Origin of the sequence: Bogoriella caseilytica (assembly GCF_003752405.1) — a bacterium.
Taxonomy (GTDB): Bacteria; Actinomycetota; Actinomycetes; order Actinomycetales; family Actinomycetaceae; genus Allobogoriella; species Allobogoriella caseilytica.
In genome coordinates this window covers 2,544,567-2,568,719 of record NZ_RKHK01000001.1, presented here as the reverse complement: position 1 = coordinate 2,568,719, position 24,153 = coordinate 2,544,567, and the positions used below count along the sequence as shown (strand labels likewise).

Annotated in this window: 19 protein-coding genes and 2 tRNA genes; 10 read left to right on the top strand and 11 right to left on the bottom strand. The window is 67.9% G+C overall.

All coding sequences use genetic code 11. From position 1 onward, the window contains the following. Nucleotides 1-189: 189 nt before the first annotated feature. The 5 genes from rpmF to EDD31_RS11495 all read left to right on the top strand — a co-directional run bounded on the left by rpmF (nt 190) and on the right by EDD31_RS11495 (nt 3,316). A complete protein-coding gene (rpmF, locus tag EDD31_RS11515; RefSeq protein ID WP_123304277.1) occupies nt 190-357 on the top strand; it encodes a 50S ribosomal protein L32 in 168 nt (55 codons plus the stop codon). 300 nt (nt 358-657) lie between these two features. Further along, nucleotides 658-1,650, top strand: coding sequence for a hypothetical protein (locus tag EDD31_RS11510; RefSeq protein WP_123304276.1), 993 nt, complete (start codon nt 658-660; stop codon nt 1,648-1,650). Continuing rightward, on the top strand, nt 1,647-2,147 hold the full coding sequence (locus EDD31_RS11505) for a hypothetical protein (RefSeq protein ID WP_148058943.1): 501 nt from the start codon (nt 1,647-1,649) through the stop codon (nt 2,145-2,147). Before EDD31_RS11510 ends, EDD31_RS11505 begins: the two co-directional genes overlap by 4 nt. Before the next feature lie 150 nt (nt 2,148-2,297). Further along, the gene (locus EDD31_RS11500; protein WP_123304274.1) at nt 2,298-2,810 is read left to right on the top strand and encodes a hypothetical protein; all 513 of its coding nucleotides are present in this window, start codon (nt 2,298-2,300) and stop codon (nt 2,808-2,810) included. Between the two features lie 86 nt (nt 2,811-2,896). After that, nucleotides 2,897-3,316 carry a GNAT family N-acetyltransferase gene (locus tag EDD31_RS11495; RefSeq protein WP_123304273.1) on the top strand — a complete coding sequence of 140 codons (420 nt, stop codon included), beginning with the start codon at nt 2,897-2,899 and terminating at the stop codon, nt 3,314-3,316. 66 nt (nt 3,317-3,382) lie between these two features. Here EDD31_RS11495 and EDD31_RS11490 read toward each other — a convergent pair. Together EDD31_RS11490 and EDD31_RS11485 are read right to left on the bottom strand one after the other, a co-directional pair. Beyond that, nucleotides 3,383-3,456 (bottom strand) — tRNA-Pro (locus EDD31_RS11490). 79 nt (nt 3,457-3,535) lie between these two features. Continuing rightward, nucleotides 3,536-3,606: transfer RNA gene (locus EDD31_RS11485), tRNA-Gly, on the bottom strand. Nucleotides 3,607-3,763: 157 nt separating this feature from the next. Here EDD31_RS11485 and EDD31_RS11480 point away from each other — a divergent pair. Continuing rightward, nucleotides 3,764-4,492, top strand: coding sequence for a hypothetical protein (locus EDD31_RS11480; protein ID WP_123304272.1), 729 nt, complete (start codon nt 3,764-3,766; stop codon nt 4,490-4,492). A gap of 8 nt (nt 4,493-4,500) precedes the next feature. Here the strand turns inward: EDD31_RS11480 and EDD31_RS11475 are convergent, their stop codons facing one another. Both EDD31_RS11475 and EDD31_RS11470 read right to left on the bottom strand, forming a co-directional pair. Further along, nucleotides 4,501-5,439, bottom strand: coding sequence for an Fpg/Nei family DNA glycosylase (locus EDD31_RS11475; RefSeq protein WP_123304271.1), 939 nt, complete (start codon nt 5,437-5,439; stop codon nt 4,501-4,503). A 38-nt stretch (nt 5,440-5,477) separates the two neighbouring features. Continuing rightward, on the bottom strand, nt 5,478-5,924 hold the full coding sequence (locus EDD31_RS11470; RefSeq protein ID WP_123304270.1) for a ribose-5-phosphate isomerase: 447 nt from the start codon (nt 5,922-5,924) through the stop codon (nt 5,478-5,480). Between the two features lie 67 nt (nt 5,925-5,991). Between EDD31_RS11470 and EDD31_RS11465 the strand changes: the two genes are divergently transcribed. Beyond that, a complete protein-coding gene (locus tag EDD31_RS11465; RefSeq protein WP_123304269.1) occupies nt 5,992-8,004 on the top strand; it encodes a M13 family metallopeptidase in 2,013 nt (670 codons plus the stop codon). A gap of 85 nt (nt 8,005-8,089) precedes the next feature. Here the strand turns inward: EDD31_RS11465 and EDD31_RS11460 are convergent, their stop codons facing one another. The 7 genes from EDD31_RS11460 to EDD31_RS11430 form a co-directional block, all read right to left on the bottom strand. Further along, complete coding sequence (locus tag EDD31_RS11460) at nt 8,090-8,698, bottom strand: mycothiol-dependent nitroreductase Rv2466c family protein (protein ID WP_123304268.1); 609 nt, start codon at nt 8,696-8,698, stop codon at nt 8,090-8,092. Between the two features lie 66 nt (nt 8,699-8,764). After that, the gene (locus EDD31_RS11455) at nt 8,765-10,117 is read right to left on the bottom strand and encodes a sensor histidine kinase (RefSeq protein WP_123304267.1); all 1,353 of its coding nucleotides are present in this window, start codon (nt 10,115-10,117) and stop codon (nt 8,765-8,767) included. Next, the gene (locus EDD31_RS11450; protein WP_123304266.1) at nt 10,114-10,827 is read right to left on the bottom strand and encodes a LytR/AlgR family response regulator transcription factor; all 714 of its coding nucleotides are present in this window, start codon (nt 10,825-10,827) and stop codon (nt 10,114-10,116) included. The genes EDD31_RS11455 and EDD31_RS11450 overlap by 4 nt, the downstream gene beginning before the upstream one ends. A 14-nt stretch (nt 10,828-10,841) precedes the next feature. Next, complete coding sequence (locus tag EDD31_RS11445; RefSeq protein ID WP_123304265.1) at nt 10,842-11,849, bottom strand: glycosyltransferase family 2 protein; 1,008 nt, start codon at nt 11,847-11,849, stop codon at nt 10,842-10,844. A gap of 77 nt (nt 11,850-11,926) precedes the next feature. After that, nucleotides 11,927-12,613: a hypothetical protein gene (locus tag EDD31_RS11440; RefSeq protein WP_245991152.1), complete on the bottom strand. Its 687-nt coding sequence runs from the start codon at nt 12,611-12,613 to the stop codon at nt 11,927-11,929. Next, a complete protein-coding gene (locus tag EDD31_RS11435) occupies nt 12,613-15,036 on the bottom strand; it encodes a glycoside hydrolase family 3 C-terminal domain-containing protein (RefSeq protein ID WP_123304264.1) in 2,424 nt (807 codons plus the stop codon). The genes EDD31_RS11440 and EDD31_RS11435 overlap by 1 nt, the downstream gene beginning before the upstream one ends. A gap of 80 nt (nt 15,037-15,116) precedes the next feature. Continuing rightward, nucleotides 15,117-18,095: a beta-glucosidase gene (locus tag EDD31_RS11430; RefSeq protein ID WP_245991149.1), complete on the bottom strand. Its 2,979-nt coding sequence runs from the start codon at nt 18,093-18,095 to the stop codon at nt 15,117-15,119. 374 nt (nt 18,096-18,469) lie between these two features. Here EDD31_RS11430 and EDD31_RS11425 point away from each other — a divergent pair, with 374 nt between their 5' ends. From EDD31_RS11425 to pepN, 3 genes are all read left to right on the top strand, one after another. Next, a complete protein-coding gene (locus EDD31_RS11425; protein ID WP_123304262.1) occupies nt 18,470-20,872 on the top strand; it encodes a glycoside hydrolase family 3 protein in 2,403 nt (800 codons plus the stop codon). 81 nt (nt 20,873-20,953) lie between these two features. Further along, nucleotides 20,954-21,412 carry a hypothetical protein gene (locus EDD31_RS11420; RefSeq protein WP_123304261.1) on the top strand — a complete coding sequence of 153 codons (459 nt, stop codon included), beginning with the start codon at nt 20,954-20,956 and terminating at the stop codon, nt 21,410-21,412. 91 nt (nt 21,413-21,503) lie between these two features. Next, nucleotides 21,504-24,101, top strand: coding sequence for an aminopeptidase N (gene pepN, locus EDD31_RS11415; protein WP_123304260.1), 2,598 nt, complete (start codon nt 21,504-21,506; stop codon nt 24,099-24,101). Nucleotides 24,102-24,153: the final 52 nt, after the last annotated feature.

Genomic DNA, 24,153 nt, shown 5'->3' with positions numbered 1-24,153 from the left:
CCCGGCCGAGCAGCGCCCGATGGCTGGCCTCACGCGGTGTGGCGTCCGCGCCAGCGAGCCATCTCACAGGCGCGGTGGCAGCCGGGGGTGGCTAGTAGTGCCCCGGTCATGGGATATTGGTCGCTGACATTCGTCGCGTGACCGCACTGGTCCGCGCGGCCCCGACGAAATGGAAGGAGCGGCAAGGGCATGGCAGTTCCGAAGCGCAAGATGTCCCGCAGCAACACCCGCTCTCGCCGGTCCCAGTGGAAGGCCGAAGTCAACGAGCTTCAGCCGGTTCGCGCTCAGGGCCGCGAGGTGATGGTGCCGCGGCGACTGGCCAAGGCTTACCAGAAGGGTCTCGTCCAGGCCGACTGACGGCAGACGAACCCCGCAGAACCCCTCTCCGCGCTCGCGGAGGGGGGTTCTGTCATGACCGGGCGCACAGCCCGGAGACGGAAACCTTCGCGATCGGCAGAGCGACCCGCTTCGCATAGGGCTCGGGGCCTACGCGAGCGGTGCCCCAGACCCACCAGGGTTGACCGGCAGCGCATGAAACAGGCCCGTAGCCTCATGTGCACACGATGGGCACGCATCTAGCCTCGTCTCATGTCACCCCGGCCGTTACTCACTCGAGACGACAATGAGCGTGGCGCCGGGAGCACTGAGTATCTCGGCATGGTTGTCGTCGCGGCCGTCGTGATCGCCGTACTCATCGCCGCAGCGCCGATGCTCGGCTCTGTCACCGGCGGCCGCATCAGCGCCGCGGTGTGCGAGATGGCGGGCGGTTCGGACTGTGGTGGCGAGCCCGGAGTGGTTGGCGACCCCGTCACAGCCGGTGAGCCCTCCAGCTCGTCACCCGCAGGGTCCGTCGACGAGGACTACGACCGCGAGGATGCCGGACGCGACGCGCGCGATTCCCGCCGTGATGACCAACGCCGGGAGGAGCCTGCCCCCGGGCCGGGGCCGGCTGATCCCGGCGGAGACTCTCCGACTGAACTCGGCGATCCGGTCCCCGGCGAGTCGGCGGACTGGCCCGAAGCGCCCAGCTGGCAGCCCGTGGATGAAGGCGCTGGCGAGTACAACTCCGAGGATGCTCGCGCCCGGGATCACGCCGTCAAGTTCCTTGCGGAGGGCGGAGCGCACGCGCTCTCCGGGACCTGGCCGGACGCTTCGCGGAACCTGCTGCACTTCTTGGGCAACACCGGCGAACCTCTTGACCAGGACGTGGACCGCATACTCGGCGACGTCCCCCGCCTCGCGGGGGAGTACGAGCAGAGGGTCGACTTCTATGGCCAGACCGCCATCGAGACTGCGCAGCACAATGGCGCGGATGGACCGGTGACCTTTCCGCTGAGCACATCCTGGACGGGTTTCTACATCGGCGACTCCGACGACCCGAACTGGTTTCGCGCCATGGGTGGGATCGAGTACGCGATCGTGGGACAAGTGACCGTCTACCCGCCGTCCACTGAGGGCGGAGATTGGACCTACCAGTCAGAAACGTCGTTCGTGTTGCGCGACGAGTACAATTGGGATGCGGATAAGTCGACCAACATCCTCGGCTTGGAGGTATCCGACGACGAACTCGCCCGGCTCCACCGCGCCGGATTGGCCCAGGAGTTCACCATGACCGGAGAGTCGATGCGCATGACAAGGGAGGGGCCATGACGATCGGGAGGACACGAGCGTCCGCCGTGCGCGCCGCCGTCATGCTCACCGGGGTCGCGGTCTTGGCCGCAGGATGTTTCGCCGACTCAACTGGCCGCGAGCACGAGGACGACGACCCAGTGGGAGGCTCTGACACGGAGATCTCCGCAGAGGCCGAGGACGTCCTCGAGCGTTATGGGATCGCACTGCCTGACAGCGCCTCGACGCCACAGTTGGAGCTTCTCCCGGAGAACGCGGGCCGTGAGGAGGGCTACCGGCTCAGCTTCACCATGGGTCAGGAGGAGGCCGAGCAACTGTGCACCGGGATCAATGGTCCGGGCCCTGCGGCAAGTCTGACGGAGAGCGATGCGGAGGTCCTTGGAGTCGAGGAGCCACCAGAGGGGGCGCGACTGTGTTTCGGCAGCCGCCCGGACCATGGCCAACAGCAGATCCGGGTGCTCTACGCGGGCGACCCGGCCGAGGTCACCCTCGCCCTCTACCTCATGCCGACGCGATGATCACCGACCACACACTCGGATAGCCGCCGAGAGACGCCGCTGGCCGTGTCGCGCACGTTCTACCTGCCTCTGGGCCACGAACTGCTAGACCAGGCACCCGCCGAGGGCCCCGCGTCGACTGCGCTTGACCGCGATCATGGAGGATGGTGCGTGCGAAGGAGGGGCATCAAGACAAACAGGAGGCGCGCCCTGCGCGTCGTCGTCGCTGTGACCGGAGTGGCGGTGCTGGCGGCGTGTCTCATCGAGGGCCCCACAGATGGACCGAACACTCGCGGCAGCAGTGACGACGCCACCTCCGCTGTGGACGCCTCGAGAGACGCCGACGAGGTCCTTGAGCGTTACGGGATCGCACTGCCTGAGAGCGCCTCGACGCCACAGCTGGAGCTTCTCCCGGAGAACGTGGGCCGTGATGAGGGCTATCGTCTCTCCTTCACCGTGGAGCCGGACGAGGTAGAGCAGCTTTGCGCTGACATCAACGGCCCGCTGCCTGCGCCGAGATTGACCGAGACGAGGGCGGAAGTCTTGGGAGTGGAAGAGCCTCCCGACGGGGCGCAGCTGTGCTCCGGCAGCCGCCCCGAGAACCTCCGCCAGCAAATCCAGTTGCTCTACGCGGGCGACCCGGCCGAGGTCACCCTCGCCCTCTACCTCATGCCGGTCCGCTGACGCCCACGGTTCGCTGGAGCGGGCCGAGCAACGAGGCAGGCCCCAGTACGCTCAGCGAGCACCCCTCGCCGAGCCTGGAGTTCCACATGATTGTCGACCTCGAACCGACTGACCCGCACTGGAACACAGCCCTCCCTGTGCTGCGCGAGCTGCGCCCGCACCTGACCCGGGAACTGCTGGATCAGGTCATCGCAGAGGGCGCCCCGCAGGGGTTGCGCTTCACTGCTGTCCTCGAGGACGGCCAGTGCGTGGCCATCGCCGGCTGGCGGGTGATCGCCAACACCAGTGCCATCCGGAAGCTCTACATCGACGACCTCTGCACCTCCGGTGCCACGCGATCTCGGGGGCATGGCTCCACGCTGCTGAACGCGCTGATAGCGCGAGCGCGGGAGCTGGACTGTCGGCTGGTCGACCTGGACTCCGGGGTGCAGCGGCATGAGGCACACCGCTTCTACCTGCGTGAGCGCATGGACATCGTCTCGCACCACTTCAGCCGGCGCGTGTAGACAGCGAACGCCCGAACCCACCAACCGTGGGTTCGGGCCTTGCAGATGTCCTGCAGCCTCACACTGTCGGGGTGACAGGATTTGAACCTGCGACCCTCTGCTCCCAAAGCAGATGCGCTACCAAGCTGCGCTACACCCCGTCGATCGCCGCCGCTCGGCCACGCACTGGCGGCGAGGGCGGCACCCCCGTCGACCGGGATGGCCGGGAGCGACGATCGGAGCGGATGACGGGAATCGAACCCGCACCATCTGCTTGGAAGGCAGAGGCTCTACCATTGAGCTACATCCGCGCGGCCGGGAGACCCGAGCGCAGCAATGATCGTAACGCAGCCCGGGCCGCCCCGGGCAATGCGACCTGGCGGCGGGCATGAGGTTCTTGCCACGTCTGGCCTCGGACCGGGCGGATCGTCCGTCCTCACCGGGCTCTCCGGCTTATGATCCGAGGCGATGAGTACCGATCAGTCCATGGCCAAGGCCGCGTACGAGGAGCTGGGCCACGGCGGCGGCTGCGAATACTGCGATGACTCCGTGCCGCACAGCCACGAGGACGTTCGCGGCCCGATCGAGACTTCCCGCGCCCGCGCCAAGCAACGCTTCTTCCTCATGCTCGCCGTGGCCGTCAGCGCAGCTATCGTCTCGGGCATCGCGATGGCCTTGGCAGATCTCGGCCTCACTCCCGCGCTACTGCCCGCGCTGGTCGCGGGGATCGGCTGGCTCCTCGCCACCGCGGGCGGCGTGCTGGCTGCGACGCGCGCCGGGGGCGCCACGGCGCGCGGCATGGCCATCGGCGCGCTCACCAGTGCCGCACTCACCCCGCTCATGGCCCTCGGCGTGTCTCTGACCGCGATCGCCACCGAGGCCCCGGCATGGAGTGCCGGCCTCGGCGCCGCGGTCATCTGGCTGCTAGCCGGGGCGATCGCCGCAGGATTCCAGGCCAGGGCCTGGCGCCGCACCCTGCTGGAGAAGGGCGAGACCGGTGAGAGGATGCGGTACCTGGCGGTCCGCAAGAAGGGCCGCACCGGGCAGGGTGAGATCCTGCGGTGGGCACTTCAAGCCGTACTGGTCGGCGGGGCCGTCGCGCTGATGGTCCTCGTGCCGGTCGCCGTGATCGTCCTCATCCCGGGCGCAGTGGCCCTGGCGGCCTGGGCCGCCGTCCGCCAGCACGCGCGTCGCTGAAGCCCCTGCTACTGACGCGGCGCGCGCTGGCAACGCGGGCACCAGAACACTCGACGCGCCTGCATCTCAGCCTCCGACACACTCGCCCCGCACACCAGGCAGGGCTGCCTGCTGCGGTGGTAGACGTACCAGCGCTGCGCCTCGGTATCGGGCTGCCGGCCCTGGTGCTCGGCACGGACGGTGACGATCCGCCCAGTCTCCACGCCGTCGCGCATGAGCACGACCAGGTCATCCCAGATCTCACGCAGGCGGGCTGCCGGCACGTTCTTGCCCAGCCGGCGCGGATGCACCCGGGCACGAAAGAGCGCTTCGGCGCGGTAGATGTTGCCCACCCCGGCCAGGATCGACTGGTCCATGAGGAGCTCCCCTACCGTGCGCCGCCGGGCGCGCACTGCGGCGACAAAAGCCTCGCCATCGCCGTCCTCACGGAGCGGGTCGGGCCCGAGCCTCTCGTGCACGGCTGACTTCTCCTCCCCGGTGATGACCTCACACGCGGTCGGCCCGGTCAGGTCGGCCACTCCGTGCTCGCCGAGGATCCGGGCCCGGACGGCGCCGCGCGGCGCGGGCGGCTCCCATGCGGCCGGTTCCTGGCCGGCCTCCTTGCCATCCCCACCCTCCAGAGCCCGTTCCTCCTCACCGACCCGGCGCCTCGGTGCGCCGATCGCGTGATCCCCGGTGAAGGTCGCGTCTCCGGCAAAGGTCCACGAGCCATACAGGCCGAGGTGGATCCGCAGCCAACGCTCCGGGAGCGCCCCGGCGTCGTCGCCAGGCGCGAGGCCCAGGAAGAGCTGCTTCCCGTGCGCCTCGGTGGCGCGGAGCACCTGGCCATCGAGCAGGGCGGCGCCATCGGCGAAACGCCCTTGCGGGGAGGAAACGGCGAGGCGCTGGCCACCGAACAGCTCCCGGAACGCCAGCGCGAGTCGATGGATGGAATGACCTTCGGGCATAGGCCTATGCTCCCAGCCGGCGCCCGCCTCCCGCCTGCCTAGCGGCTCTCGTAGGCCGCCACCTGGTCGATGCGGCGCTGGTGGCGGGGGTCCCCGGAGAAGGACTCGGCGAGGAAAGCCTGCACGATCGTCACTGCCTCCTCCTCGGAGTGTTGGCGCGCGCCCAGAGCCACCACGTTCGCGTCGTTGTGTTGCCGGGCGAGCCTGGCGGTCGTCTCGTTCCAGGCCAGTGCTGCGCGCACTCCGCGCACCTTGTTCGCCGCGATCTGCTCACCGTTGCCCGAGCCCCCCAGCACGATGCCCAGCGAACCGGGTTCCGCAACCACGGCCTCACCGGCGGACAGGCAGAAAGCCGGGTAGTCGTCCTGGGCGTCGTAGTGCTCGGCCCCGTGATCGATGACGTCGTGCCCGTCAGCCGTCAGCCGGTCAACAAGGGCCGACTTGAGTTCGAATCCGGCGTGATCCGCGGCGATGTGGATGCGCATGCCCCTATTGTGCCAAGCCGGGGCCGTGCCTCGTGCCAGCACGCGGCCCACCGCATAGGCTCGATCCATGACACTCGACCAGACTCCGGCCATGACCGACGCCGAGGCGATCGACGAGAACATCCGTATCCAGGACGATCTGTACCGCCACGTCAACGGGCGCTGGCTTCAGCAGCACGAGATTCCTGCCGACCGTGCCCGCGATGGCTCCTTCACCCGACTGCGCGACCTCTCCGAGGAACACACCAAGGCCATCATCGAAGATGTGGCTGCCGGCCGCTACGAAGAGCCCCTGCGCCCGCAGGCCGAGCAGAATACCGAGAAGGTCGGTGCGCTGTATGCCTCCTTCATGGACACCGAGCGGGTGGAGTCGCTCGGCGCCTTCCCGCTACGCGCCGACCTCGATCTGCTGAGTGCTGCCCTGAACAAGGACGCCCTCACCCACGCCATGGGATCTCTCCAGCCCACCGGGGTCACCGGCGGGGTGGGTTACCTGGTCAATGCCGACTTCAATGACCCCGATCGTTACGTGGTCATCCTGGTGCAGTCCGGTCTCGGACTCCCCGACGAGTCCTACTACCGGGAGGACTCCCACGCGGCCACGCGCACGGCCTACGTGGGCCACGTGACGGCGATGCTCGCCCACTCGGGCCTGATCACCGAGATGGAGGCGATGGGTGCCGCTGAGAAGATCATGGCTTTCGAGACCAAGCTTGCCGCGGCCCACTGGGATCGGGTGGCCACCCGCGAGATGGACAAGCTGAACAACCCGATGACCTGGCAGCAGCTGGTCGACGCCGCCCCCGGGTTCGACTGGGAACGCTGGCGCAGCTCCCTGGAGGTGCCCCAGGGCGCTTTCGACGACCTCATCGTCGGCATGCCGGACTACATGGCAGCCTTCGCGAGGATCTGGTCGGAAGCCTCCGCCGAGGAGCTGCGGCTCTGGCTCACCTGGCAGGTCATCCATGCCCGCGCCCCCTACCTCTCCTCAGCTTTCGTGGAGGAGAACTTCGACTTCTACGGCAAGACCCTGACCGGCGCCCAGGAACTGCGCGAGCGCTGGAAGCGCGGCGTCGGCCTGGTCGAGGACGCCATGGGCGAAGCCGTGGGTGAGCTCTACGTGGCCCGGCACTTCCCGCCGGAGCACAAGGCCCGGATGCAGGAGCTCGTGGCCAACCTGGTCAGCGCGTACTGCGAGTCCATCAACGCGCTCGACTGGATGGGCCCAGAAACCCGCGAGCGCGCCCTGGAGAAGCTGGAGGCCTTCACCCCCAAGGTGGGCTACCCCGATACCTGGCGGGACTACACCGCCCTGGAGATCGCTGCGGACAACCTCGTGGGGAACGTACGCTCGGCTGCGCTGTTCGAGGACCGCCGCGAACTGGCCAAGATCGGCCAGCCGATGGACCGCAGCGAGTGGTTCATGTCGCCGCAGACCGTGAACGCCTACTACAACCCCACCTGGAACGAGATCGTCTTCCCGGCGGCCATCCTGCAGCCGCCCTTCTTCGACCCCGAGGCCGACGACGCCTGGAACTACGGCGGGATCGGCGCCGTCATCGGGCACGAGATCGGCCACGGTTTCGATGACCAGGGCTCGAAGTACGACGGAACCGGCAAGATGCGCGACTGGTGGACCGCCGCGGACCGTGAAGAGTTCGAGCGCCGCACCGAGGCGCTCATCGCCCAGTACGACGCCTACTCCCCTGCACAACTCGACGACACGCACACCGTCAACGGCGCGCTGACCGTGGGCGAGAACATCGGTGACCTCGGCGGGCTGTCCATCGGCATCAAGGCCTATGGCATTGCGCTGCGCGAGCAGGGTGGTCTCGAGGCCGCGCCGGAGATCGACGGATTGACCGGCCTACAGCGCGTGTTCTTCTCCTGGGGGCGGATCTGGCGGGAGAAGTCGCGCGACGAGGAGGCCATCCGCCTGCTCACCATCGACCCGCACTCACCGCCGGAGTTCCGCTGCAATGGCGTGCTGCGCAACCTCGATGCCTTCCACGAGGCTTTCGACGTCGCGCCCGGTGATGCGCTCTACCTCCCGCCGGCCGAGCGCGTGCGCATCTGGTAGCGACTCCTGGCAGAACTATGCAGTCCCCGCCGCTGGTAGTGACGGGGACTGCAGAGTTCTGGTCCTGAGTGTGCCGCCCGCGGGCCTAACTGAAGTCCGGGCCCTGGGTGCGGCTGCGCTTGAGCTCGTAGAAGCCGGGAGTCCCCGCGACGAGCAGGCAGCCGTCCCAGAGCTTGGCTGCGGCCTCTCCCCGGGGCGCCGGGGTGACCACGGGGCCGAAGAAGGCGACGCCCTCGACGGCGACCACGGGCGTGCCCACATCGTCACCGACCAGGGAGATGCCACGTTCGTGCGAGGCACGCAGGGCGTCGTCGAGCTCATCGGAGTGCGCATATCTGGCCAACTCGGCGGGCAAGCCCACCTCCTCGAGCGCTGCGGTCAGGACGGCGTCCCAGTCCTTCTGCCCGCCAGGGTGGATGCGGGTGCCCACCGCGGTGTAGAGCGGCTCGACGACATCCTGGCCATGGAGTTCCCGCGCGGCGTTGATCACACGGGCGGGGCCCCAGGCTCGATCCATCAGCGCCCGGTAGCCCTCGTCGAGGTCCTGGCCTTCGTTGAGAACGGCCAGGGACATGACGTTCCAGGTCACCGAGACATCACGAACCTGCTCCACCTCGAGCATCCAGCGTGAGGTCATCCAGGCCCAGGGGCAGATCGGGTCGAACCAGAATTCGGCAGTGTGGGAGGAGTTCATTCCCCCATCCAATCACCGCCGCGCACGCTCAGCGGGGCGCGTCCACCTCGCCACCGCCGCGCACGCTCAGCGGGGCGCGTCCACCTCGCCGGCGCCGCGCCCGGAGCCCTCGGGCAGGGGCATGAGCACCCGGAGGGAGAACCAGCACTGGTCCCGACTGAAGGTGACCGTGCCGTCGTAGCGTTCGGCGGCATCCTCGATGTTCCGCAGGCCGAAACCGTGCGAGGCCCGGTCGGCCTTCCGGGTGACCGGCCGTCCGCCGACCACGTTGATACCGCCGTCGTAGGTGTTGTCGATCCGGATCATCAGCAGATCCCCGTGCGCGAAGACCGCGAGCTTGATCCGGCGGTCCTCCCCCTGCGGCAGCCGGGTGCAGGCTTCGATGGCATTGTCCAGGGCGTTGCCGAGGATGGAGATGACGTCGATCACGCGGATGAACTCCAGCAAGCGGCCATCGGCCACCACGGTCAGCTCGATGTTCTGCTCGGCGCAGTGCGCGCCCTTGGCCTGCAGCAGCGTGTCCAGCACGGGCGAGCCGGTGCGGCGTTGATGCCCGTAGTCAGCCACTGAGTCCTCGAGCTCTGCGAGGTAGGACGCGCGGCGGGTCTCGTCGGTCTCGGCGCGGATGACCTGGATCTGGTGCTTCATGTCGTGGTACTTGCGATTGACCTCCTCCACGGTGCGCCGGGTGAGGAGGTACTGCTCGTGCTGCGAGCGCAGCAGCGAGTTCATCGCGCTGTTCTCCGCGCGCAACTGGTTCTCGCGGCGATGCTCCTGCTGGACGTACAGGGCGATGTAGCCGCACAGGTCCACCAGGGTGCGGATCCAGAGGATCTCGGCCCCCAGCCGGCCGGAGAAAGGCGTGTTGGCTGACAGGAAGGAGATGTTGGACATAAAGAAGGTGACCGCCGCGATCGCCCCGGCCGCCAGGACCTCGGAGGGCGTGACCTCGATGCTCTGACCGCGCGGGAAATGCCGGGACTCCGCCGCCCAGGCCAGCACGAACACCCCCGGGTAGAGCGCCAGCAACGCGATCGAGCCTGCGCTCTCCAGCGGACCGGTCTGGCCGAAGAAGTAGATGTGCAGTTGCCAGTGGAAGGCGGCGACGAGCTCGGCCAGCACCAATGCTCGAGCGGTGAGGTAGCCGGCGGTCAGGGCCGAGGTCCGCAGCCCGCCCCAGAGCACCGCGTACATCACAGCAACGGCCGCGAGCATGCCCGGCACCCACCACTGCACGCCCAGGCCGCCCGCGATGTGGTGGACGACCAGCAGCGCGGCCAGGCCTGCTGCGCACCATCCCACCATGGCGACCGCCCGCATGCGCCGGGCGAGGATCAGCAGGAAGACGAGGCAGGCCCCCCATTCCGCCACGGCCGTGAGCGCGCGCGGGATGTCCGCGACCGCAGCGCCACCGATCACAGCCGGGACCCACCCACGTGATCGGCCAGGGCGGTCAGGAAGGCCTTCTTCCGCGGCCGGCTGACCTGCAGTTCCCGCCCGCCCGTGAGCACACAGGTGCTCTGCCGCACTGCGGTGACGTGGGCAAGGTTCACCAGATAGCCGTGGTTGGCACGGAAGAAGCCCTTGTCGGTCAGTTCGGCCTCAAGATCCTTCAATGCCCCGGTGAAGTGGTACTCCGCGCTGCGGGTGTGCACGGTGATGCGGTGACGGTTGGACTCCAGGTACAGCACCTCGGAGAGATCCACGCGGTGATGCTCGTTCCCGGAGGAGATCATCAGATGGTGCCGCTCCCGGCGGCGCACCTGCTCCAAGCTGCGGTCCATCTCCGCGGCGAACACCGAGTAGGGCACCGGCTTGAGCACGTAGCTGAGTGCCGCGACCCGGTAGCCGGAGATAGCGTGCTGGGGCGAGTTGGTGATGAACAGGATGACGACGTCACCGTCCACCTCGCGAATCGCCCGGGCCACGGCCATGCCGTCCACCCCGGGCATCTCGATGTCCAGCAGCACGATGTCGTAGACGGGCCGGTAGTCATCGGCCAGTGCCGAGCCTTCCGTATGGGTGTCGATGGTGAAGCTCAGGGAGTTTTCGCTCTCGTAGCGGCGCAGATGCTCCATCAGCACCGCGCGAGCCATCTCGTCGTCTTCGACGATCGCGATCCGTGGCATGCTCTCCCCCGATCTCAGTTGAACCCAATGAGTCGTCGCGCCACCCGATAGGCGACGATCGAGAACCGCCCTCCCCACCGCCCCGGCAGGCTGGACACGGAGGCCACGGGGTGGCGCCGCAGCCGCCGGTGCAGCTGGGGATTGCGCCGGACCTCTCGCCAGAAGTCGGCACGGAGCTGCAGAGCCTCCTCGGTGCCGGCGCGTAGCAGCATGACCGAGGTGACAGCGCAGACCGTGGCCACGTGGTGCACGAGGTAGCGATACAGGGCCGGCGGCACGTGGTTCTTGTCCGGCACCTCCGCCACCAGCAATCGGTTGACGCGCAGGTACTGGTCCATGCGCCGGATCATGACCGCCTCGTTCACCGACTGGTCCTCCCTGCCGATGAAGTACCGGTAGAGATCGACGTCGAGGTAGTACAGGCGCCGGGCCTGGTTCAGCGGCACCATCACGAAGAGATTGTCCACGTAGAAGGTGCGCTCCGGCAGCCGCAGCCCTGAGGTGCGCAGGAGGTCGGTGCGATAGGCGAGGGAGTGCATCATGAAGTACTGGCGGGGCCCGAAGCGCCGGGTGTGCTCCCAGCCGATGACCCGCCCGCGAGGTAGTGCACGCCGGTAACGTACCGCCGTCTTACGGTGCCGGCCCACACGCTCGTAGACGAAGTTGGTCACGACGACGTCGGGCCCTTCGGCCACCCGGGTGAGCTCCCGCAAGGTGGCCACCAGGGTGTCCAGCGCTGCGGGGTTCAGCCAGTCGTCGGAGTCCACTACCTTGAGGTACACCCCCGTGGCCGCGTCCACACCGGCGTTGACGGCGCCGCCGTGCCCGGCGTTCTGCTGTCGGATGACCGTGATCTGCGGGTGGGCGGCCGCGAACTCGGCAGCGACCTCGGCGGTGGCGTCGGTCGAGCCGTCGTCGACGATGATGATCTCGACATCGCTCGCACCGGTCAGGGTGCGCACACATCGTCCGAGGTGACCGGCGGCGTTGTACGCAGGCACCACGAGCGTCAGCAGCGGCATACCTTCACCATTTCCACACGTCCCAGGCGCCACTCACCCTGGGAACCTTATCGGTCGTCGGCAGGTGCTCGGGACCGTCAGTCCTGGGCGCTCTCCACGATCTCCTCGGCCTTGTCCGCGGCGTCCTCGGCGTCGGGCACCTGGCGGAAGATCAGCTTGAAAATCGGGTAGAAGACCCAGAACTGGATGGCGGCATTGATGATCATCGTGAGCACGTCCGCCGTGGTCTCACCGGTGGAGCCCCACCAGCCGATGAGCGTGTCGTAGAGCGGCGCGCGGTAGATACCCTGCGCGGCCGCGGCCACGAAGGTGATGATCACGTAAGCCAGCGCATACCAGAAAGCGGCCTTCCAGATCGAGGAGTTGGATTTGAAGGTGATGCTCCGCTGTGCGAAGAAGTTGATCACCTGGGCGATCAGGATGGTGATCTGCACGGCCAGGAAGTACGCCAGGCCTCCGGCTCCCCCCTCAGCCATCTCGCCGGCGGGGTAGTTGAAGATGAAGTTGGTGGCGCCGTCCTCGGTGGTGCCCACCGGGAGCACCTGGAAGTCGGTGTGCAGCAGACCGGTGTGGGAGAACACCCACCGGAAGAACGGCATCAGAGCCAGTTGCAGCGCCGTGACGCCATTGCTGATGATGAAGAACATCGCGAACTGCGCGATCCCGGGATGCTTCTCGGCGAACCGGCCCCAGACGCGGGCCACGGGCCGCCACAGGGCAGCGAACGGGGACTGGCGGCCCTGCCGCTGAGGGGTCTCGCTCATCAGTGGGTTCCTTCCGGGGTGGCCGCGGCGGCGAGCGCGCGCCGGGTGCGGCGGTTGGCGCGGAGATTGCGCAGGGCCGCGGTGATCAGTCGCCCGACACCGCGCAGATGGCGGCCGTTGATGACCGTCAGCAAGGCCTCGACCATGTCCATGGACACCATGCCGTTGGTCATCTTGGCGATGGCGCGCGGGGGCATGTTGGCGATGAAGATGAGATTCAGGTCGGGCTTGCCCTTCCTGGCCGAGGCACGCATGCGCCAGGCGATGATCCGCCAGGCCAATCGGGCCAGGGGGCTACGGGCCTGACCGAGCCGCGAGAAGGGGTGGTTGATCTCTATCGGCCCGGCAGGCCAATCCGGTGGCGGCAGGCTCCTGCCGAGCAGGGCCGTGAAAGCACCGTCATCGACCTCGGTGACCGAGCCGGCTGCATAGAGCGTCAGCTCAGCCCCCTCGGCACCGGCCGGCGCGGCCACTCCTTCAACGCTGACGCGAGCCTGCAGGCGCGTGTCACGGACGTGCGAGCCCACGGTGATCGTGTACTCCCCGCTCTCCACGATCCACGCACCGGTCGCGTCTGCGTGCGCGAAGGCGGCCGTGCCCAGTTCGAGGGTGACCTCGCGGGCTTCTCCTGGCTCAAGATGGACCTTGGCGAAGCCGCGAAGCTCCGTGGCCGGGCGGTAGGCCGGACCGGCTGGTGGGCTCACGTAGAGCTGGACCACCTCGGCGCCGGCGCGCTCGCCGGTGTTGGTCACCGTGAGGCTGGCGCTCCGGGAATCGGCGCGCAGGTCGGTGTATTCGAAGGTGGTGTAGCTCAAGCCGTAGCCGAAAGGGAAGGCCAGTTCCGCGTGGACCGTCTCGGTGTAGCGATATCCCACGTAGAGGCCCTCGCGGTACTCGGCGGTGCGCTCGGTGGACGGGAATCGATCCGCAGCGGGGTGATCCTCCAGGCGCAGCAAGTAGGACTCGGCCAGACGCCCCGACGGGTTCACGGCACCGGTGAGTACCCGCACGGCCCCCTCGGCGCCGGCCTGGCCGCCGAGGTGGGTGTGCAGCAGTGCCGCCGTCCGCTCCAGCCAGGGGGTCTCGACCACACCGCCAGCGGAGAGGATGACCACCACCGGTGCCACCTGGGACAGGGCCTCCAGGGCCGCGATCTGGTTGACGGGCAGCTGAAGATTGGCCCGGTCGATGCCCTCGGACTCCATGATCTCGGGCAGGCCGAGGTGGAGCAGGATGGCATCGGCCCCCCGAGCGACCGCCAGCGCCTCATCCAGCAGCTTCGCGTCGGCAGCTCCGTCACGGCGGAAGCCCCGGGCCTTGCCGACGATCTCCAGTTCCGAGGTCTCCAGGGCTTCGATCGCCGACGTCACCCGGATCGGGTTGACCTGTGACGATCCCGCCCCCTGATAGCGGGGGGTGAAAGCGAAGTCACCGATGACGGCGACCTTCGTGCCACCGGCGAGGGGGAGCACGCCGTCATTGCGCAGCATGACGATCGATTCCTCGGCCGCCCGCCGGGCGAGGACGTGATGCGCCTCGACGTCGACGGCAGGGGCCACCTCACGCTCGGTGCGCTCGATGAGCCGGAGCATCTCGCCCACCCGGTCGTCGAGATCACTCGCGCTGAGTTCGCCGGCTGCGACCGCCGCGACGATCTGCCGGGGTGAGTCGTAGCCGGGTGAGGGCATCTCCAGGGTGCCGCCGGCATGGACCGCCTCCACGGCGTCGTTGGCCCCGCCCCAGTCGGAGATGACGGCACCGTCGAAGCCCCATTCATCGCGCAGCACGTCGATCAGCAATTGCCGGTGTTCGTGGGCGTAGACGCCGTTGACGAGGTTGTAGGCACTCATCAACGCCCAGGGGTGGGCCTCGCGCACCACGATCTCGAAGGCACGCAGGTAGATCTCGCGCAGGGTGCGCTCATCGAGCACCGAGTCGCTGGCCATGCGCTGGGTCTCTTGGCTGTTGACCGCGAAATGCTTCGGGGTAGCGGCCACACCCTGGGACTGGATGCCGCGGACGTAGGCCGCGGCGAGCTTGCCCGAGAGCAGCGGGTCCTCGGAGAAGTACTCGAAGTTCCGCCCGCCGAGTGGGCTGCGTTTGATGTTCAGGCCGGGCCCGAGGAGGACGTGCACCTGGGCTGCTGCGGCTTCACGGCCGATGGCCGAGCCGACCTCCTCGGCCAGTTCGGTGTCCCAGCTGCTAGCCACGGTCGCAGAGGTAGGAAAGCACGTGGCCGGTTCCGAGGCGGCGATGCCCAGGTGGTCCGAGGACCCGGTTTGCTTGCGGAGCCCGTGCGGGCCGTCGGCGTGGAAACGGCGCGGAATACTCAAGCGCTCTACCGCCCGCGACTCCCAGACGTTCTCGCCGCTGAGCAGGGCGGCCTTTTCCAGCACGGTGAGCTGGTCGAGCTTCTCGATCACTGATCTGTCCGTCTCTCTCGTCGTCGCAAGCGCCTGGTCCGCACCGGCCCACCAACAGAAGCTGGTGGGCCGGCGGGTACTCAGTGCGTTTCGGCGGTCTCGTCAGCGGGGTTGGCCGGCCCGTCGGCGATCACGGCAGCCTGTCCGCCGGAGTGACGCTGCACCCGGCGCACGACGCGGTACCCACCGAAGGCGATCAGCAGTCCGATCACCACGGTGATACCGAGCTGGATGTAGCGCCAGGTCGGCGGGGTGTAGTCGATCTCCGCGCCCGGAGCGAAGCCGTTCATGGCGTTGGAGTTGGCCACCGCGAACAGCACGTTGTGCGTGGCGGTGCGGATGTTCGTCACGGCCTCGGCGCTGGAGGTGTCCTCGAAGGACTTCATCGGCGCCATCGTGAGCTGCAGGTCCGTCCCGGCCGCGATGGACTGGTCCGGGTACATGTACTCGTAGAGGTTGAAGTCCGTGATCACCACACCCCGGAAGCCCCACTCCTGCCGCAGGACGTCGTCGAGCAGCGCCGGGTCTCCCCCGGCCCAGGTAGCGCCCACGCGGTTGAAGGAGCTCATCATCGCCATCGAGCCGATCTCGGCGGTCTCGATGGTGCCGCTCTCGTCGGCGATGTAGGGGATCTCCGCCGAGGATTCCTTCACGATGGTCTCGAAGGGCTTGAAGTAGATCTCCCGCATGGTTTGCTCGTCCGCCCAGGTGGCGATGCCGTTGTCGACCCGGCCCAGCTCCTGGTCGTTGAGCGCGAAGTGCTTGGTGTAGGTGTACAGGCCCCTGCTCGCCGCACCGGAAACCACCTCGGCGCCCAGGATGCCGGAGATGATCGGATCCTCGGAGTAGTACTCGAAGTTCCGGCCGGCGAAGGGCGACCGGTGGAGGTTCACGCCGGGTGCATACCAGCCGGAGACGCCCATGTGCAGGGCTTCCTCACCGAGCGCTTCACCCATCCGATACAGCAGGTCCTTGTTCCAGGTGGCCGCGATGACCGGTGCCGAGGGGTACGCGGCTCCGTTGAAGTCGCGGTTGATGAAGGAGGTGAAGCCGTGCGGCCCATCGATGTCGTTGGTGCGCGGCTTGGCGATCGAGGCGATGCCATCGGTGTTGTAGGCACCGTTGAGCAGCATCGTCGTCATCTCGTTGACGGTCAGCTGGTCGAGCAGCTCGTCCCAGGCCGGGTCGTCGTACTCCAGCCCGCGCAGGTCGATCAGTGCCATGCCGTTGCCGGCGCCGGTGGTGGGCATCTCGGCCTCCGAGGCCTCGGCGGCCGCTTCCTCGTCGTACTTCTGGAAGCCGGCGATGATGTCCTCGGAAGCCTGCTGGTCCTGCTCCGTCGGTGCGGTGGGGAAGGTCGCACCGAAGTCCTCGCGGGACATCAGGTGGGCGCCCTCGCCATCGGCGCTGCCGGAGAAGTGCGCGCTGACCTCGTCGAACTGGTTGGTCGCCGCGACGTCGTCGCTGGAACGCGGGTTCGACTCGTCGTAGACGATGGTCTCGGTGACCTCGTACTCCACTGGGTCGATGCCCTCGGCGAGGTTGTGGCTGTCGGTCTGGATCTTCAGCTCGTAAGTGCCCTCTTCCAGGACGAACGCTCCCGCGCCGTCGTAGTCGAAGGAGGCCATCTCCTCCACAGCCACCTCGACGGTCACCGTCTCGGAGTCCCCCGGCGCGAGCACGTCGGTCTTGGCGAAGTCCGCCAGCACCACGTGCGACTTCTCAATGCCGCCCGGGGTGTAGGGAGCGGTGTAGTAGAGCTGGACGGTGTCCTTGCCCGCGACGTCACCGGTGTTGGTGACCGTCACCTCCATCTCGATCACGCCATCGACGTCCGGCTCGGTGGAGCCCGTGAGCTCCCACTCGAAGTCGGTGTAGCTCAGGCCGAAGCCGAAGGGGTAGACCACGGCGTCGTCGTAGTCGAGGAAGCCCTCCTCAGCGGCGGTCTCGTAGAACCGGTATCCGTAGTAGATGCCTTCCTCGATCTCGACGAAGAACGCACCGTCCTCCATGTCGGCGTTGTTGGAGCCACCGATCACCGAGGCGTTGGAGCTGTCGATGTTGGTGTACTCCCACCGGCCGAAGTTCGCGAAGGTGGGGTCGGCGGAGAAGTCCGAGGCCCACAGGTCCACGGTGCGTCCCGAGGGGTTGATCTCACCGGTGAGGATGTCCCCGAGCGCGTTGAACCCGGTCTGTCCCGGCGCGCCGGTCCAGAGCACGGCGTCGACGTCGGGGTCGTCCTCGAGGATGCCGGCCTCCATGATGTTGGAGGAGTTGATGATGACGATGACCTCGTCGAAGTTGTCCTGGGCGAGCTCCAGGGTCTGCTGCTCGTCCACGTTGAGCATCAGCTCGTGCTGGCCCTCGAAGTAGTTCTCGTCCCAGCCCTCCATATCGGTGGCCAGGTCGCCGCCCTCGCCGCCTCCACGGCCGAAGACCACGATCGCGGCGTCGGAGTAGTCGGCGAAGGTGTCGGTGAGGCCGTCGTAGCCGGACACCGGCATCTCACCCACGGCGAAGGTCGAGGACTCCGGGTCGTCCATGGCGATCCTGGTGCGCGGAGCGTCTGCGGCGAACTCCTGCAGCGTCTCGTAGACGGCGTCGTTGATCTCGAAGCCGGCGTGCTCCAGGCCCCCGCGCACGTTCACGGCGGTGGAGACGTCCACCGAGCCGGAGCCGGAACCGCCATAGACGGGCTCGGCGGCCGTGCGGCCGAAGAGGGTGACCGCGCCGGCGGCCATCGGCAGCGCGTCGTCGGCGTTCTTCAGCAGCGTGATGCCCTCGCCGGCGATCTCCTCGATCAGCTCACCGGCAGCCTCCTGTGCCTCCTCCAGCGAGGCGTACTGGCTGGTGTGGTAGTCGGTGTCCCAGTTCTCCGCCTCGGGCGCGTTCTCCACCTCCCATGTGCCGGTACCCAGCTGGGATTCGATCCAGCCGAGATAGACCTGGATCGCCAAGTTGGCGGCGATGACCAGCGCGATCAGGATCGCGATGATCGGCGTCCAGATGGACAGGTACTTGCGATTGGACATCGGCGTCTTCGCCGGGGCGTCACTCACTGCGATCTCCTCGCGCGGTCGTTGTCCCGGCGAGGACTTCTGTGGTCTTGCCGGGGTGAGGCCCCGCGTACGTCCCTGGCCTGGCGACGACGGCGGCGCACTCAATGCGTGAAATTAGGTGACTCCATGACAACAGCGGCGCGATCGGCGGCCAGCACCGCCGTGCACAACCTGTCGCTTCGGTCGCACAAGCTGTTCTGCCCGGTGCACCACGCTGCCTCTGCGGACAGGATGTGCCCCCGTTTCGACAAGTTATGCAACCACTGCGGCCCGTCATGCTCACTCCTTGATTGGTTGGTGTCACCGCCGGTACAGGCTGCCTCACGCCCGAACCCCCGGCGAGCAAGAGTCGACGACGACACAAGGAGAGACCGATGAGGGTCACACCGATCCGGGCCAGTGTGGCGGTTGCCGCTGCCAGCGCTTTGATTCTCGCCGCGTGCACCACTGACGCGTCCGAGGAGCCCACCGACGGGCCAGACGACGGGGCCACGGAAGACGACGCCGGAGCCGGCGCCGAGTTGGATGAGTACGAGATCGAGGAAGTGGATGACGGCACCACCACCTTCGTTGTCGTGCGCAACCCCGGTGACGGGCCAACGCTGAGCTACGCCGCGGACAGCAACGTCGAGATCCTCGAGGAGGAGATCGATGGCCGTACCTATGCCTTCAAGGACATGAACGGCAACGGCGAGCTCGACGTCTGGGAGGACTGGCGCGAAGACTCCCGCACCCGCGCCGAGGATCTCGCAGGCCAGCTCTCCATCGAGCAGGTCGCTGGCCTCATGCTCTTCTCCAGCCACGAGCGCGACCCGCGCGCCGGGCTGACCGATGCCCAGCAGGAGTACCTCCAGGAGTCGCGCCTGCGCAACGTGCTGAACGCCGGACCCAACGAGGTCGATCACGTGGTCGGCTGGGTCAACGAGATGCAGGCCTACGTCGAGACCCTCGCCAGCGATGACGAGCCCTACATCCCGGTCAACTTCTCCTCCGACCCGCGATCGACCGCGGGTGACGGCGCCGCCTACGACGCCGACGGAGACATCTCCCGCTGGCCCTCGAACCTCGGTCTCGCCTCGACCTTCGACGTCGAGCACATGCGCAACTTCGCGGAGATGGCTTCGGCCGAGTACCGCGCCATGGGCATCACCACTGCCCTGAGCCCGCAGATCGACCTCGCCACCGAGCCGCGCTGGCTTCGCGTCGAGGGCACCTTCGGCGAGAACGCGGATCTGGCCATCGAGATGGCTCAGGCCTACGTCGAGGGCTTCCAGGGCACCGCAGGCCAGGACGAGTGGGGCTCGGAGTCCGTGGCCGCCATGATCAAGCACTACGCCGGTGACGGCCCGGGTGAAGGCGGCCGTGAGTCGCACACCAGCGTGGGTCAGTACGGCGTCTACCCGGGCGACAACTTCGACGAGCACGCCTCGGTCTTCCTGGCGGCCCTCGACGCCGCTGCGGTCATGACCGCCTACTCCATCGCCGTGGACGGTGAGGGTGAGCCGCTCTTCGGTGAGCGCGTCGGCACCGCGTACGACCAGGGCCGGATGGACATCCTGCGCGAGGACAACAGCTACGAGGGTGTCGTCGTGACCGACTGGGCCGTGACCCGGTCGATGTCCGACCCAGACACCGCCCTCGGCACGGGCTGGGGGGCGGAGGACCTCTCGATCGAGGAGCGCCACTTCGAGATCATCCGCACCGGTCACGACATGTTCGGTGGCAACAACGACGTGGAGCCGGTGCTCGCCGCCTATGACCTCTGGCAGGAGGCCTACGAGGCGGGCGAACTCGACATGGACGCCGATGAGCGCTGGGCGCTCACCGGTGAGCGCGTGCTGAACCTGATCTTCAACGCCGGTCTGTACGAGAGCCCCTACCTCGACCCCGAGGAGTCGGAGCAGGTCGTCGCCAGCCAGGACCGGCTGGACGCCGGCTTCGAGGCTCAGCTGGACTCCGCGGTCCTGCTGAAGAACGAGGACGCCATCACTGAGACGGAGGCCGGCGACTGGTCCGAGCAGACTGTCTACATCCCCCGCTCCTTCGACTTCGGTCACCCCAGCTTCGGCGAGGCCGAGTACACCGAAGGTCCCACGATGGACCTCGAGGTGGCCGAGGAGTACTTCGGCACGGTCGTGACAGACGAGTACGAGCTCGACGAGAACGAGCAGGTCACCGGGTACACCGCGCCGGACCTCAGCGATGTCGACGTGGTCGTGGTGGGCATGCGCAGCCCGGACAACGGCAACAACTTCTCCTACGCCGGGCTCGATCGGGACGAGGACACCTGGTACCCCCTCTCGCTGCAGTGGCGCCCCTACACCGCCGATGGGCCGAATGTGCGTGAGGTCTCCATCGCCGGTGACATCGTCGACGGCGAGCAGGAGAACCGTTCATACTTCGGTGAGACCTCGAGGATCTCGAACGAGGCCGACCTCGACGCCTTCGAGCGCGCCGTGGAGGCCGTGGAAGCCAGCGGCCAGGACATCCCGATCCTCGTGGTGGTCAAGGCGAACAACCCGGTGGTCCCCACCGAGTTCGAGGAGCAGGCGGACGCGGTGATCGCCGCCTTCGGCATCTCCGACCAGGCCGCGCTCGAGGTGGCTCTCGGCTTGCACGAGCCGCAGGGCAGACTGCCCATCGGTTTCCCCGCTTCCATGGACGCCGTGGAGGCACAGCTGGAGGACGTCGGCGAGGACCACGAGACCTACGTGGACTCCGCCGGCAACGACTGGAGCTTCGGCTTCGGCCTGAACTGGTCCGGTCTGATCGACTGACCGGACGGGCTCGTGCCGGCCGCACATCATGCGCGGCCGGCACGAGCCATGACCCCCGCATCACCACACAAGGAGAGAAACATGAGCACCACCACCATCCGCCGGAACCGGTCCACCGGACGGCCCAAGGTCCTGATGGCTGGCGCGGCCGCCCTCGCCCTGGCTTTCGTCGCGGCATGCGGCAACGGCGATGAGGGTGGCGAGTCTGACGAGGGGGACGACCCGGCCGCCGAGGAGTCCGCCGACGAGTACGCCCACCCGCAGGTGGTAGCGGACCTCGAGGGCGCACGCCAGTCGGTGCTGGACGGGCTGGAGGAGTTCGGCGACGACCAGACCCAGTTCTTCCTCGCAGACGACGTGAGCGCCCCCGAGCAGAACTACGGCATGTGGGTACTTCCGGTCGAACGCTCGGAGGAGACCTCCTACATGACCCAGCAGCTCGAGCTCAACGACGGCAACTTCGAGATCGAGGCCGAGGCCGCCGAGGACGGAACGACCTACTGGATCGACCAGGACGGCGAGATCACGGTCGAGGACTGACCGTCCGCCTCCCTCCCCTGGATACCCCGCAGTCCCCGTCGCCTCGTGCGGCGGGGACCGCGGGGTTTCGAGCACCAACTACGCTCGTCCCATGCCTGGAGAGAACCTCACCCGCACCGAGGCGGCCGAGCGCGCCGCCACCATCACCACCTCCGCCTACGAGGTGCATCTCGACCTGACCAGCGGGGAGGAGAGCTTCTCCTCCACCACCACGATCCGCTTCGCCGCCACCGGCCCGGCCACCTTTGTTGACCTGATCGCCGACTCAGTTCAGCGCATCGGGCTCAACGGCGCGGCCGTGCCCGTCGCGGCCTTCGCGGATTCGCGGATCGCCCTGGAGGGACTGGCTGCGGAGAATGAACTGGTGGTCGAGGCCACCTGCCGCTACATGAACACCGGCGAGGGCCTGCACCGCTTCACCGACCCGGTCGACGGCGAGACCTACCTGTACTCCCAGTTCGAGGTGGCCGACGCCAAGCGGGTGTTCGCCTGCTTCGACCAGCCCGACCTCAAGGCCAGCTTCTCCTTCACCGTGACGGCGCCCGCGCACTGGAGCGTCATCTCGAATGCCCCGGCCGCCGAAGTCAGTGAGCCCGCCGGAGCGGAGCCGGCCACGCGGACGTGGACTTTCGCTCCCACCGAGGTGATGTCCACCTACATCACGGCCGTGATCGCCGGCCCGTACCACGAGGTGCGCAGCGAACTGACGTCCCGGGATGGTCGCACGATCCCCCTGGGGGTGTACTGCCGGTCCTCGCTGGCCGAGCACCTCGACGCCGAGAACATCCTGGACATCACGCGGGCTGGCTTCCGCTTCTACGAGGAGGCCTTCGACCAGCCCTACCCCTTCACCAAGTACGACCAGCTCTTCGTGCCGGAGTTCAACGCCGGCGCCATGGAGAACGCCGGGGCGGTCACGTTCCTGGAGAACTACGTCTTCCGCTCCAAGGTGCCCGAGGCGATGGTCGAGCGGCGTGCGGTGACGATCCTGCACGAGCTCGCCCACATGTGGTTCGGCGACCTCGTCACCATGCGCTGGTGGAACGACCTGTGGCTGAACGAGTCATTCGCCGAGTACGCCTCCACGCTTGCCACCGCCGAGGCCACCCAATGGACCCAGGCCTGGACCACCTTCACTTCACTGGAGAAGAACTGGGCCTACCGCCAGGACCAGCTCCCCTCCACCCACCCCGTGGTCGCCGAGATCAACGATCTCGAGGATGTCGAAGTGAACTTCGACGGCATCACCTACGCCAAGGGCGCCTCGGTGCTCAAGCAGCTCGTGGCCTGGGTGGGCCAGGAGGAGTTCCTCACCGGCGTGCAGCGTTATTTCGCCAAGCACGCCTGGGGCAACACCGAGCTGCCGGATCTGCTCGTCGAGCTTGAGGCCACCTCCGGGCGAGACCTGTCGGCGTGGTCCAAGCTCTGGCTCGAACAGGCCGGCGTGACCCTCCTGCGCCCGGAGATCGAGACCGACGATGACGGCGTCATCACCTCCTTCAGCATCCTGCAGGAGGCGCCGGAGGAACACCCCACACTGCGCCCGCACCGCCTGGCCGTGGGTGGCTATGACGTCGTACGTGACGGCGACGCCGTCCTGCAGCGCACCACGCGGGTGGAGATCGACGTCACCGGTGAGCGCACCGAGGTGCCCGAGCTCGCCGGCCGGCAGCGCCCCGATCTGATCTTGCTCAACGACGACGACCTCGCCTACGCGAAGATCCGCTTGGACAGCGACTCCCTGGAAGCGGCCACCAGCCACCTCGACGGCTTCGCCGATTCCCTCCCCCGCGCACTGGTGCTCACCGCCGCATGGGACATGACCCGCGACGGCGAATGGCCGGCCCGCCGCTTCCTGGATCTGGCGTTGCGCGCCGTGGCCACCGAGACCGACTCAACCGTGGTGCTGGTGCTGCTGCGCCAGATCGCCACCACACTCGGCTCCTACGTGGCCCCCGAGGTGCGGGACGAGGCTTCCTCGATGGTGGCCAGCCGCCTGCTGGACCTGGCACGCTCGGCTGAGCCCGGATCGGACTCGCAGCTGCAGCTGATACGTTCCTTCACCGACCACGCAGTGGACGAGGGACACTTCGCGGTGCTCGAAGCGCTCCTGGGTGAGGACGCGGAGGCTGCGGCCACGACGGCGGGACTGGTGGGCCTGGAGATCGACACCGATCTGCGCTGGGCACTGGTGCACGGTCTGGCAGCCGGTGGCCGCGCCGATGAGGCGGTGCTCGACGCCGAGCTCAAGCGCGACTCCACCGCTGCTGGGCAGCAGCAGGCCGGAAAGGCGCGAGCTCTGGTACCCGAGGCCGACCGCAAGGCCCAGGCGTGGGCCGATGTGGTCGACGGCGACGATCTGCCGAACGCCGTACAGCGGAACGTGATCGCCGGTTTCACCCACGTACACGATCACCGGCTTCTGGAGCCCTACGCCGAGCGTTACTTCGCCGCCCTGGAGCGTGTCTGGAAGGAGAAGACCAACCAGATGGCCCAGCAGGTGGTCAGTGGCCTCTACCCGATCGGCCTGGCCGGCCGCACCGAGACGGTGGACATCGTGGCCATGAGCCACCAGTGGCTCGAGGCTCACCCCGACGCACCTGCGGCGCTGCGCCGGCTGGTCATCGAGGCGCTGGACGGCGCCGAACGTGCGGTGCGTGCCCAGGGGGCGGACCGCGCCGCCCGATGAGCACTGCCCGGGTGCGGCGCGACTGAGAGGCCTCGCCGCACCCGAGGGTGCA

What these genes read in the sequence shown, in the direction of transcription:
- rpmF (WP_123304277.1), top strand. Translation starts at nt 190, where the DNA reads ATGGCAGTTCCGAAGCGCAAGATGTCCCGCAGCAACACCCGCTCTCGC.
- EDD31_RS11510 (WP_123304276.1), top strand. Translation starts at nt 658, where the DNA reads ATGGTTGTCGTCGCGGCCGTCGTGATCGCCGTACTCATCGCCGCAGCG.
- EDD31_RS11505 (WP_148058943.1), top strand. Translation starts at nt 1,647, where the DNA reads ATGACGATCGGGAGGACACGAGCGTCCGCCGTGCGCGCCGCCGTCATG.
- EDD31_RS11495 (WP_123304273.1), top strand. Translation starts at nt 2,897, where the DNA reads ATGATTGTCGACCTCGAACCGACTGACCCGCACTGGAACACAGCCCTC.
- EDD31_RS11480 (WP_123304272.1), top strand. Translation starts at nt 3,764, where the DNA reads ATGAGTACCGATCAGTCCATGGCCAAGGCCGCGTACGAGGAGCTGGGC.
- EDD31_RS11475 (WP_123304271.1), bottom strand. Translation starts at nt 5,439, where the DNA reads ATGCCCGAAGGTCATTCCATCCATCGACTCGCGCTGGCGTTCCGGGAG.
- EDD31_RS11470 (WP_123304270.1), bottom strand. Translation starts at nt 5,924, where the DNA reads ATGCGCATCCACATCGCCGCGGATCACGCCGGATTCGAACTCAAGTCG.
- EDD31_RS11465 (WP_123304269.1), top strand. Translation starts at nt 5,992, where the DNA reads ATGACACTCGACCAGACTCCGGCCATGACCGACGCCGAGGCGATCGAC.
- EDD31_RS11460 (WP_123304268.1), bottom strand. Translation starts at nt 8,698, where the DNA reads ATGAACTCCTCCCACACTGCCGAATTCTGGTTCGACCCGATCTGCCCC.
- EDD31_RS11450 (WP_123304266.1), bottom strand. Translation starts at nt 10,827, where the DNA reads ATGCCACGGATCGCGATCGTCGAAGACGACGAGATGGCTCGCGCGGTG.
- EDD31_RS11445 (WP_123304265.1), bottom strand. Translation starts at nt 11,849, where the DNA reads ATGCCGCTGCTGACGCTCGTGGTGCCTGCGTACAACGCCGCCGGTCAC.
- EDD31_RS11440 (WP_245991152.1), bottom strand. Translation starts at nt 12,613, where the DNA reads ATGAGCGAGACCCCTCAGCGGCAGGGCCGCCAGTCCCCGTTCGCTGCC.
- EDD31_RS11425 (WP_123304262.1), top strand. Translation starts at nt 18,470, where the DNA reads ATGAGGGTCACACCGATCCGGGCCAGTGTGGCGGTTGCCGCTGCCAGC.
- EDD31_RS11420 (WP_123304261.1), top strand. Translation starts at nt 20,954, where the DNA reads ATGAGCACCACCACCATCCGCCGGAACCGGTCCACCGGACGGCCCAAG.
- pepN (WP_123304260.1), top strand. Translation starts at nt 21,504, where the DNA reads ATGCCTGGAGAGAACCTCACCCGCACCGAGGCGGCCGAGCGCGCCGCC.